This window comes from Kitasatospora sp. NPDC005856, from assembly GCF_040629945.1.
In the GTDB taxonomy this organism is placed as follows: Bacteria; Actinomycetota; Actinomycetes; order Streptomycetales; family Streptomycetaceae; genus Kitasatospora.
The window spans coordinates 1-12,614 of record NZ_JBEXWT010000102.1; the positions used below are offsets into that span (position 1 = coordinate 1).

The window sequence follows — 12,614 nt, forward strand, 5'->3', positions numbered from 1 at the left end:
GGTACCGGAACCTGCGGGAGACGGTGGAGTTCGGGCAGGCCACGGAGGCGTTGCTGGGGGAGGGCTTCCGGTTCTTCGTCGAGTCCAGCCCGCACCCCGTGCTCACCTTCGGTGTCCAGCAGACCGCCGACGCGGCCGACACCGCCGGTTCCGCGCAGGGCCCCGCCGTGGTCGTGGGCACGCTGCGGCGCGGCGAGAGCGGCCTCGACCGCTTCCTGACGTCCCTGGGAGAGGCCCACGTGGGCGGCCTGCTGCCCGACTGGGACCGGGTGTTCGCCGGACACCGTCCGGGCGGCGTCTCCCTGCCCACCTACGCCTTCCAGCGCCGCCCGTACTGGCTGGAGGACACCGGCCCTGCGGCGGGCGGCCCGTCCGGGACGTCCGCGGCAGGCGACGACTTCTGGGAGGCCCTGGGCGGGGGTGACCTGGACCGGTTCACCACCGCCCTCGGGGTGGCGCCCGAGGACCCGCTGAACGTGGTGCTCCCCGCGCTCGCCAGCTGGCGCACCGAGCGCACTGAGCGTTCGGTGGTCGACTCCTGGCGCTACCGCGTGACCTGGCGGGCCCTGCCCGAGGGCCCGGCGGTCGCATTGGACGGCAGCTGGCTCGTGCTGTCGTCGGACGGCCAGTCCGAGGACGGGACACGCCGGTCGGAGGCGACCGTCCACGCCATGGAGCAGGCCGGGGCCTCGGTGGTCCACCTACGGATCACCGAGGCGGCGGCCGACCGCGCCGTGCTGGCCGACCGGGTGCGCGCGTCCCTCGACGCGCTGCCAGGACCGGTGACGGGAGTGCTGTCGCTGCTGGGTCTCGACGAGCGCCCGCACCCGGAACACCCCTCCGTCCCGCTGGGCACCGCGCTCAACCTGGCCCTGGTGCAGGCCCTCGGCGACGCCGGGATCGGCGCGCCCCTGTGGTGGGCGACCCGGGGCGCGGTGTCGGTCGGGGGCGCGGACACCGGGAGCGGGGTCAGCGCCGCGCAGAACCTGCTCTGGGGCCTGGGCCGGGTCGCCGCGCTGGAGTTCCCGCAGCGCTGGGGCGGTCTGGTCGACCTCCCGGAAGTCCTGGACCCGGACACCGCCGGGCGGCTGTGCCGGGTGCTGGCCGGCCAGGCCGGGGACGAGGACCAGGTGGCCGTCCGGGCCACCGGCTGCCACGGCCGGCGGCTGGTCCGGTCCGCCCTGGGCGACACCGCGCCGCGGCGGAGCTGGCGGCCCGGGGGCACCGTGCTGATCACCGGCGGTACCGGCGGGATCGGCGCGCAGATCGCGCGCTGGCTGGCCCGGCGGGGAGCCGGGCACCTGGTGCTGGTCAGCCGGCGCGGCGCGGATGCGCCGGGTGCGCCGGAGCTCGCCGAGGAACTGGCCGCGCTCGGCACCCGGGTCACCCTGGCCTCGTGCGACGTCGCCGACCTTCAGGCCCTGCGTGCGTTGAAGGACGGCCTCGAACAGGACGGCCACCGGATCAGCACCGTCTTCCACGCCGCGGGGGCCGGGCTGCTGGTGCCACTGCCCGACACCGACGCGGACGAGTTCGCCGACACTCTGCACGCCAAGGTCGGCGGGGCCCGGAACCTCGACCTGCTCTTCGACCGGGACACCCTCGACGCGTTCGTGCTGTTCTCCTCCATCTCCGGGGTGTGGGGCAGCGCCGTCCACGGCGCCTACGCCGCCGCCAACGCCTACCTCGACGGCCTCGCCGAGGACCGCAGGAGCCGCGGCCTCGCCGCGACCTCCGTGGTGTGGGGCATCTGGAGCCCCGAGGGCGGGGCCGGCGGGATGGCGGCCGAACTGGCGGAGGAGACCCTGCGCGGCCACGGCGTGCTCTTCATGCCGCCCGCGGTCGCGATCACCGGGCTCCAGCAGGTCCTGGACCACGACGAGACGGTGGTCGTGGTCGCCGACATCGACTGGGACCGCTTCGCGACGGTCTTCACCTCGGCGCGCCCCAGCCCGCTGATCGGGGAACTCCCCGAGGTGCGCAGCGCGCTGGCCGCCGGACCGGAGACCGGCGGGACCGGTGCAGGGGGGACCCCATCGGCGCTTCGCGACCGGCTGGCGCCTCTCCCGGCGGCCGAGCGCACCCGGGTGCTGGTCGACCTGGTCCGGACCCACGCGGCCACCGTCCTCGGCCACGACTCGCCGGACGCGGTCGCCCCCGGCCGCGCCTTCCGCGACCTGGGCTTCGACTCCCTGACCGCCGTGGACATGCGCAACCGACTCAACGCCGCCACCGGCCTGCGGCTCCCGGTCACCGTCGTCTTCGACTACTCGTCGGCGACCGCGCTCGCCGGACGCCTGGAGACCGGCCTGCTGGGCGCCGCCGAGGAGCCCGCCACCGTCCGGCAACCCCCGACGGCGCTACCCGCCGCCGACGACGACCCCATCGTGATCGTCGCCATGAGCTGCCGCTACCCCGGCGGCGTCCGCACCCCCGAGGACCTGTGGCGCCTGGTCGCGGACGGGCACGATGCCGTCTCCGGGCTGCCGTCCGACCGGGGCTGGGACCTCGACACGCTGTACGACGCGGACCCCGACCGGCCCGGCCGGAGCTACGCCGCCGCAGGCGGATTCGTCAGGGACGCGGACCGCTTCGACCCCGGGTTCTTCGGGATCTCCCCGCGCGAGGCCCTCGCCATGGACCCGCAGCAGCGACTGCTGCTCGAAACCTCCTGGGAGGCGATCGAGCGCGCCGGCATCGACCCGTCCACCCTGCGCGGCACCCCGACCGGCGTCTTCGCCGGCGCCTCCTACCAGGGCTACGGCGGCACCCTGCGCGACGTCCCCGAGGAACTGGAGGGCCTGTTCATCGCGGGCATCTCCACCAGCGTCCTGTCCGGGCGGGTCGCCTACCAACTCGGCCTCCAGGGGCCCGCCGTGACCGTGGACACGGCCTGCTCCTCGTCACTGGTGGCGGTCCACCTCGCCGCGCAGTCGCTGCGCTCGGGCGAGTGCACGCTGGCCCTGGCGGGCGGCGCCACGGTGATGGGCACCCCGCTGTCGTTCACCGGCTTCAGCCGGCAGCGCGGGCTTGCCGAGGACGGGCGCTGCAAGTCCTTCGCCGCCGCGGCGGACGGCTTCGGCATGGCCGAGGGCGTGGGCCTGCTGCTCCTGGAACGTCTCTCGGACGCCCGCCGCAACGGCCACCCGGTACTCGCGGTGCTGCGCGGCTCGGCGATCAACCAGGACGGCGCGAGCAACGGACTGACCGCGCCCAGCGGCTTGGCCCAGCAGCGGGTGATCCGCGATGCGCTGGCGAACGCCCGGCTGTCGGCCGCCGACGTGGACGCCGTCGAGGCGCACGGCACCGGCACCCGGCTGGGTGACCCGATCGAGGCCGACGCGCTGCTGGCCGTCTATGGCCAGGACCGGCCGGCCGACCGGCCGGTGTGGCTCGGGTCGCTGAAGTCGAACATCGGGCACACCCAGGCCGCCGCCGGCGTCGGCGGCATCATCAAGATGGTGCTGGCCATGGGGCACGGCGAACTGCCGCGCACCCTGCACATCGACCGGCCGACCCCGAACGTCGACTGGACGGCGGGCGCCGTCGCCCTGCTGACCGAGGCCACCCCCTGGCCCGAGACCGGCCGGCCGCGCCGGGCCGGAGTGTCCTCGTTCGGCCTGAGCGGCACCAACGCCCACGTCGTCATCGAACAGCCGCCGGCCGAGCCCGCACCCGCCCTGCCCGCCGGGCCCGCACCCGCCGCCGTCCCGTGGGTCCTGTCCGGGCGGACCGCCGAGGCGGTGAAGGCCCAGGCGGAGCGGCTGCACGCGTACCTGACGGAGCGGCCGGAGCTGCCGTCCGCCGACGTCGGCTACTCGCTGGCCACCACCAGGACCGCCTTCGAGCACCGCGCGGCCGTCGTCGGCGGCGACCGGGCGACCCTGCTGGGCGGCCTGGCCGCGCTGGCCGCCGGAGAGCGCGCACCCGGCCTGGTCGAAGGCATCGTCGCCCGGTCGGCCAGGACCGTCTTCGTCTTCCCCGGCCAGGGAACCCAGTGGGCCGGCATGGCCCGGGAACTGCTCGACCACGCCCCGGCCTTCGCCGACCGGATCGCGGCCTGCGAACGCGCCCTCGCCCCGCACCTGGAGTGGTCGCTGCTCGCGGTCCTGCGCGACGCGCCCGACGCGCCCCCGCTCGACCGGGTGGATGTGGTGCAGCCGGTGCTGTGGGCGGTGATGGTGTCGCTGGCCGAGCTGTGGCGGGCGCACGGGATCGTCCCCGACGCCGTGGTCGGCCACTCCCAGGGCGAGATCGCCGCCGCCTGCGTGGCCGGCGCGCTCTCGCTGGACGACGCGGCCCGGATCGTCGCCCTGCGCAGCCGGGCCCTGCTGGCCCTGACCGGACGCGGCGGCATGCTGTTCGTTCCGCAGCCGGTCGAAGCCGTGCGCGAGGCACTGTCCGCCCACGACGGGGCACTCGACGTCGCCGCGGTCAACGGGCCGACGTCGGTGACGGTCTCCGGCGACCCGGCTGCACTGGAACGGCTGCGCGAGCAGTACGCCGAGGCGGGCGTCCTGGCCTGGCCGGTCCCCGGCGTGGACTTCGCCGGACACTCGCCCCAGGTGGAGGAGCTCCGCGAGGAACTGCTCGCCCTGCTCGGCGGCATCGCGCCGCGGACCTCCGCCGTCCCGTTCTACTCGACGGTCAGCGGCGGCCCCGTGGACACCCTGGACCTGGACGCCGCGTACTGGTACGAGAACCTGCGCCGGCCGGTGGAGTTCGGCCGGGCGCTCGACGCGCTCGTCGCCGACGGGCACCACATCTTCGTCGAGTGCAGCACCCACCCCGCGCTGACCGTCTGGATCCAGGAGGCCGTCGAGGCGGCCGGGGTCGGCGACGGGGCCGTCGTCGGCACCCTGCGCCGCACCGAGGGCGGCCCCGGCCGCTTCCTCGCCGCGCTCACCGAGGTCCAGGTCCGCGGACTGCCGGTGGACTGGGACGCGGTGTTCGCCGGAACCGGCGCGCGCAAGCGGCCCCTGCCCACCTACGCCTTCCAGCAGCAGCGCTACTGGCTGGACGCCACCCCCGGCCGGCCCGCCGACGCCGCGGCCGGCACGGCCGCCGCGACCGGCGCCGGCCCGGCCGACTCCGGTTTCTGGGCGGCGGTCGACCGCGCGGACCTGGACGCCCTCGCCACGACCCTGCGGGTCGAGGACGGCGAGCTGCGGGCCTCCCTCGCCTCTCTGGTGCCCTCCCTCGCCGAGTGGGCGCGCGGCCGCGCCGACGACCGGACCGCCGACAGCTGGCGCTACCGGGTCGCCTGGAAGCCCCTGCCGGCACCCGAGCGGCCCCGGCTCACCGGCAGCTGGCTCCTCGTCGCCCCGGCCGTCGCCGCCGGCGACCCGGCCGTCGCGTTCGCCGCGGACGCCCTGCGCGGACACGGCGCCACCCCCGTCCTGGTCGAGGCCGGCCACGACGCGACCGACCGGACTCGGTTCGCCGCACTGCTCCGCGACGCCCACGACCGCGCCGACGGGCCGCCCGCCGGAATCCTGTCGCTGCTCGCCCTCGCCGAGGAACCGCACGGCGACGGATCGGCGCTCCCCCTCGGCCTCACCCTGACCGTCGCGCTCCTCCAGGCCCTGGGCGACCTCGGCACCGACGCCCCGCTCTGGAGCGCCACCCGGGGCGCGGTGTCGGTCGGCCGCTCCGACCGGATCGACAGCACCCTCCAAGCCCTGGCCTGGGGCCTCGGCGGGGTCGCCGGCGTCGAGTACCCGCAGCGCTGGGCCGGCCTGGTCGACCTGCCGCGACGGCTCGACGACCGGGCCGCGACCCGGCTCGCCGAAGCCCTGACCAACCCCGACGGCGAGGACCAGCTGGCGGTGCGCGCCACCGGCGTCTACGGCCGCAGGGTCGTCCACGCCGGACTCGGCGACACCGCCCCCGCACGCGACTGGACACCCGAGGGCACCGTCCTGATCACCGGCGGCACCGGCGGCCTCGGCGCCCAGATCGCCCGCCGGCTCGCCCGCACCGGAACCGCGCACCTGCTGCTCACCAGCCGGCGCGGCGAACAGGCCCCGGGAGCCGACGCCCTGCTCGCCGAACTGCGCGGACTCGGCGCCGACGCCACCGCGGTGGCCTGCGACGTCGCCGACCGCGACGCACTGGCGGAACTGCTCGCCGGCATTCCGGCCGAGCGCCCGCTGCGCGCCGTCCTGCACACCGCGGGCGTCCTCGACGACGGGGTGATCGATTCCATCACCCCCGAACGCGCGGCCGGCGTCCTGCGCCCCAAGCTCGACGGCGCACGCAACCTCGACGCGCTCACCCGGGGACTCGACCTGACCGCCTTCGTGCTGTTCTCCTCGCTCGCCGGCACCCTCGGCGGCACCGGCCAGGGCAGCTACGCCGCCGCCAACGCCTACCTCGACGCCCTGGCCCGGCAGCGCCGCGACCTCGGACTGCCCGGCACCTCGGTGGCCTGGGGCCTGTGGGGCGGCGAGAGCCTCGCCTCCGGAGCGGTCGCCGAACGGCTGATCCGCGACGGCCTGCCCGCCATGGACCCCGCCGTGGCCACCATCGCGCTGCACCAGGCCCTCGACCACGACGACACGGCCGTCCTCGTCGCCGACTTCGCCTGGGACCGCTTCACCCGGGCGTTCACCGCGCTCAGGCCCAGCGCCGCCCTCGGGGACCTGCCCGAGGTGCGGGAAGCGCTCGCCGACGCGGCCGGGTCCCGGGGCAGCGCCGACGGCGGCGAGCCGCCGGCCCTGCGGCTCGCCGCACTGCCCCCGGCGGAACGCGACCGGGCCCTGCTGGACCTGGTCCGCCGCGAGGTCGCCGCCGTGCTCGGCCACCCCGGGCCCGAGGCGGTGGGACCCGACCAGGCGTTCAAGGACATCGGCTTCGACTCGCTGACCGCCGTCGAACTGCGCAACCGGCTCGCCGCGGCCACCGGCCTGCGCCTGTCGGTGACCCTGGCCTTCGACTACCCCACGGCCACCACCCTGGCCGGACACCTGCGCGCCGAACTGCCGGGGGAGCCCGCCACCGAGGCACCCGACGCCCCCGGGCAGCCGCCCGCGGCCGCCGCGGTGCCCGAGGACGAGGCGATCGCCGTGATCGCCATGAGCTGCCGCTACCCCGGCGGCGTCAGCACCCCCGAGGAGCTGTGGGAGCTCGTCGCGGGCGGACGGGACGCGATCACCGCCTTCCCCACCGGACGGGGCTGGGACCTCGACGGCCTCTACGACCCGGACCCTGACCGGGCCGGCAGCACCTACGCGCGGGAAGGCGGCTTCCTGCACGACGCCGACCGCTTCGACCCGGCCTTCTTCGGGATCTCCCCGCGCGAGGCGCTGACCATCGACCCCCAGCAGCGGCTGCTGCTCGAACTCTCCTGGGAGGCGTTCGAGCGGGCCGGCATCGACCCGCTCTCCCTCAAGGGCAGCGCGAGCGGCGTCTTCGTCGGCTGCAGCCACCACGACTACGGGTCGCGCGTCACCGAGCCCTCCGAGGAGTTCGAGGGCTACCTCGGCATCGGCAGCGCGGGCAGCGTGGCGTCCGGGCGGATCTCCTACAGCCTCGGCCTCGAAGGGCCCGCGGTGACCGTCGACACGGCGTGCTCCTCGTCGCTGGTCGCGGTCCACCTCGCGGCCCGGTCGCTACGGGCCGGCGAATGCTCGCTGGCGCTGGCCGGCGGCGTGACCGTGATGTCGACCCCGGGCGCGTTCGTGGAGTTCAGCCGGCAGCGGGTGCTCGCCGAGGACGGCCGCTGCAAGCCGTTCGCCGCCGCCGCCGACGGCACCTCCTGGGCCGAGGGTGCCGGACTGCTCGTCCTGGAACGCCTCTCGGACGCCCGGCGCAACGGCCACCCGGTGCTCGCCCTGGTCCGCGGCTCCGCCGTCAACCAGGACGGCGCCAGCAACGGCCTGACCGCCCCCAACGGTCCCTCCCAGCAGCGGGTCATCCGGGCGGCCCTCGCCGACGCCGGACTGACCGCCGCCGAGGTCGACGCGGTGGAGGCGCACGGCACCGGGACCAAGCTGGGCGACCCGATCGAGGCCCAGGCGCTGCTGGCCACGTACGGCCGGGAACGCGGCGAGCGGGAGCCGCTGTGGCTGGGGTCGCTGAAGTCGAACATCGGACACAGCCAGGCCGCCGCCGGAGTCGCCGGCATCATCAAGATGGTGCAGGCCATGCGGCACGGGAAACTGCCGCGCACCCTGCACGTCGACACGCCGACCCCGCACGTCGACTGGTCGGCCGGCGCGGTCCGGCTGCTCACCGACGACACCCCATGGCCGGAGACCGGCCGCCCCCGGCGGGCCGCGGTGTCCTCCTTCGGGGTCAGCGGCACCAACGCCCACACCATCCTCGAACAGCCCACCGAACCGGCCCCGGCGCCCACCGCCGTCCCTGACGCGCCCGCCGCGCCCGCCCTGCCCTGGCTGATCTCCGCTCGCGGCGCGGACGCGCTGCGCGAGCAGGCGGCCCGGCTGCTCCGGCACGTGGAGCAGGCCCCGGCGCTCGCCGTCGCGGACCTGGGGCGCTCCCTTGCGCTGCACCGCAGCGCCTTCGAACACCGGGCCGCCCTCACCGGCACGGACCGGCAGGCCCTGCTCCAGGGGCTCGCCGCCCTCGCCACCGGCGAGCCGTCGGCGGACCTGGTGCGCGGGATCACCGGCCCGGCCGCGAAGACCGCCTTCCTGTTCCCCGGACAGGGCAGCCAGCGCACCGGCATGGGCGCCGGACTGTACGCACGGTTCCCGGTCTTCGCCGACGCCTTCGACGCGGTCTGCGCGGAACTCGATCCGCTGCTCTACCGCCCGCTGCGGGAGGTGATCGACGCGGCCCCCGGCGACCCCGGCCACGGCCTGCTGGACCGCACCGAGTACGCCCAACCCGCCCTGTTCGCACTCGGCGTCGCCCTGTTCCGCCTCGTCGAGCACTGGGGCGTGCGCCCCGACCGGCTGCTCGGCCACTCCGTGGGAGAGCTGGCCGCCGCCCACGTCGCCGGGGTGTTCACCCTGCCCGACGCCGCGGCGCTGGTGGTCGCGCGGGGACGGCTGATGCAGGCCCTCCCGGCGGGCGGCGCGATGGTCGCCCTCGCCGCCGGGGAGGAGGAGGTGCTGCCGCTGCTCGCGGGCCGTGAGGGCGAGGTCGGCCTCGCCGCGGTCAACGGCCCGGCCTCGACCGTGGTCTCCGGCGACGCGGCGGCGGTGGACGAGATCGCCGCCGTGCTCGCCGCGCGCGGCCGCAAGACCCGGCGGCTGCGGGTCTCCCACGCCTTCCACTCGCCCCTCATGGAGCCGATGCTCGCCGAGTTCCGCGAGGTCGTGGCCCGGATCGTCCCGGGGGAGGCCGCCGTCCCGGTGATCTCCGACCTGACGGGCGAGCCGGCCACCGCCGAGCAGCTCGGCTCGCCGGACTACTGGGTGGAGCACGTGCGCGGCACCGTCCGCTTCCAGGACGGCGTACGCCACCTGGAACGCGACGGCGTCACCGCGTTCCTCGAACTCGGACCCGACGGCGCGCTCACCGCCATGGGCCAGGACTGCCTGACCGGCGCCACCGGCAGCCCGGTGCTGATGCCCCTGCTGCGCAAGGACCGGCCCGAAGCACCCGCGGCGACGGCCGCCCTGGCCCGGCTGCACGTCACGGGCGTCCCCGTGGACTGGGACGCCGTCCACTCCGGTGGCCCGGCCGGCTCCGCCGTCGACCTGCCGACCTACGCCTTCCAGCGCGGCAGCTACTGGCTGCAGGCCGGCCCGGCCGCGGCCGGACTGCCCGCAGCCGGACTTCAGGCGGTCGACCACCCGCTGCTCGGCGCCGGAACGGAACTCGCGGACTCCGACGGCTTCCTCTTCACCGGCAGGTTCTCGGTCCGCAGCCACCCCTGGCTGGCCGACCACGGCGTCTACGAGGGGGTGCTGTTCCCCGCCACCGCGTTCCTGGAACTCGCGGTCCGCGCGGGCGACCAGGTCGGTTGCGACCAGGTCGAGGAACTGACCCTGGAGGCACCGCTGGTGCTCCCGGCGGGCGGAGCCGTCGCACTCCAGCTCACCGTCGGAAGCCCGGACGCCGCCGGCACCCGTCCGCTGAGCGTCCACGCCCGGGCCGCCGACGACGGCCCCGACGCCCCCTGGACCCGGCACGCGAGCGGCCTGCTCGGCTCCACCGGAGCCGCGGACCCGGCCGACACGGCCGACCCGGCGGACCCCGAGGCCTGGCCGCCGCCCGGAGCCGTCCCCCTCGACACGGAGGGCCTGTACGACCGCTTCGCGGGCGGCGGGTTCGCCTACGGCCCCGCGTTCCAGGGCCTGCGCGCGGCCTGGCGGCTCGGCGACGAGGTGTACGCCCTCGCGAGCCTGCCCGAGGGGCAGCGGCCGGACGCCGCCGCGTTCGGCCTGCACCCGGCCCTGCTGGACGCCGCCCTGCACTCACTGGTGTTCGACGTCCTGGAGGGGCCCGGGCAGGGCTGGCTGCCGTTCTCCTGGAACGGGGTGCGCCTGCACGCCTCCGGGGCCGCCGAACTCCGGCTGCGGCTGACCCCGACCGGCCGCGACGCCGTCGCCGTACAGGTGACCGACACCACCGGGCGGCCGGTGCTCTCGGCCCGCTCCCTGGTCCTGCGGCCCGTCTCGCGCGACCGCTTCAAGGCCACCCGCACCGGACACCACGAGGAACTGTTCCGCCCCGAGTGGCAGGCCCTGCCCGAGCGCGCCGCGACGGCGGCCGGCACCGCCTTCGACCCGGATTCCTGGACCGTGCTCGGCACCGGGACGCTCCCCGGCCGCACGGTCACCGACCTCGCCGCGCTGTCCGCACTGCTCGACGCGGGCGCCCCGCCGCCCCGGCTGGTGCTGGCCGCCTGCCCGCCCGCCCCGGCCCCGTACGCGCCGCCCGGCACCCTCCGCGACGCGGTCCACGACGGCCTGGGAACGGTCCTCGCCCTGCTGCGCGACTGGCTGGCCGAGGAGCGGCTGGCCGGGGCCAAGCTGGTCCTGCTCACCTCGGGCGCGGTCCCGGTGACCGGCGACGACGTCCCGGACCCGGCCCTGGCCGCGCTCTGGGGTCTGGTCCGCTCGGCGCAGACCGAGAACCCCGACCGCTTCGTCCTGCTGGACCTGGACACCCACGAGAACCCGCCCGCGCTGCTCGCCGAAGCCCTCGCGTCCGGGGAACCCCAGCTCGCGATCCGGGCCGGAGCCGTCCACGTCGCCCGGCTGGCCCGGGTACCGCTGGCCGTCACCGGGCGCACCCCCGGCTGGGGCGGCGACGGAACCGTCCTGATCACCGGCGGCACCGGCGCCATCGGCGCCCACGTCGCCCGCCACCTCGCCGCCGAACACGGCGTCCGGCACCTGCTGCTGACCAGCCGCAGCGGCCCCGCCGCCGACGGCGCGGCGGAACTCCTCGCCGAACTCGCCGCCCTGGGCGCGCACGCCGAGATCGTCGCCTGCGACGCCGCCGACCGCGACGCCCTCGCGGCCCTGCTGGCCGCCCTGCCCCCCACGCACCCGCTGACCGGGGTGGTGCACGCCGCGGGCGTGCTGGCCGACGGCGTCGTCGCCACCATGACGCCCGCGCAACTGGACCACGTCCTGCGCCCCAAGGTGGACGCGGCGATCAACCTGCACGAACTCACCGCCGGCCTGGAGCTGTCCGAGTTCGTCCTGTTCTCGTCCATCGCCGGGATCTTCGGTGGCATGGGCCAGGGCAACTACGCCGCCGCCAACGCCTTCCTCGACGCCCTGGCCCACCGGCGCCGCGCCGATGGGCTGCCCGGCCGCTCCCTCGCCTGGGGCCTGTGGGCCAACAGCACCGGGATGACCGGCGGGCTCACCGAGGCCGACCTGCGACGGATCGCCCGGGGCGGGATCGTCGCCTTCGACCCGGCCCAGGGACTGGCGCTCTTCGACACGGCCGGCACCCTCGACGAGCCGGTCGTCCTCCCGCTGCGGCTCGACACCGCGGCCGTCCGCGCCCAGGCCGCCACCGGCGGCGTCCCCGCCCTGCTGCGCGGCCTGGTGCGCCCCGCCGCCCGGCGCGGCGCCGCGGGCCCCACGGCCGGCACCGGCCCCGACGGGCCCGAGGCCCTGAAGCAGCGCCTCGGCTCCCTCAACGAGACCCAGCGCGGCCGGGTCCTGCTCGACCTGGTCCGCTCGCACGCCGCCCTGGTGCTCGGCCACAGCGGCCCGGCCGCGGTCGAGCCCGGACGCGGCCTGCTGGAGGTCGGCTTCGACTCGCTGACCGCGGTGGAACTGCGCAACCGGCTGCGCGCCGCAACCGGCCACCCGCTGCCGGCCACCCTGCTCTTCGACCATCCCACCCCGGCCGCGATCGCCGCACACCTCGCCGCCGAACTGCTCCCCGACGCCGGACCCGGCCCGCTCCCCGGCCTCGCCGAACTGGACCGCCTGGCAGGCGCCCTCGACGGCCTCCCCGACGACCCGGCGGACCGCGAACGGCTGGCCGGGCGGCTCCGGGAGCTCCTGCGCCGCCTCGACGACCCGGCGGCCGCCCCGGTCGACGGCGACGGCACGGCGGCCGGGGTGGCCGCCTCCATCGAGGACCGGATGGACGGCGCCAGCGACGACGAACTCTTCGACCTCATCGACAACGAACTCGGCCGGTCATGACACCGACCCGACCCGCGAACC

General features: G+C 76.7%; 1 protein-coding gene. It reads left to right on the top strand.

The features are described 5' to 3' along the window. The coding region (locus ABZ449_RS36240; RefSeq protein ID WP_360354688.1) for a type I polyketide synthase at positions 1 to 12,593 on the top strand (12,593 nt) is incomplete at its 5' end. Positions 12,594 to 12,614: the final 21 nt, after the last annotated feature.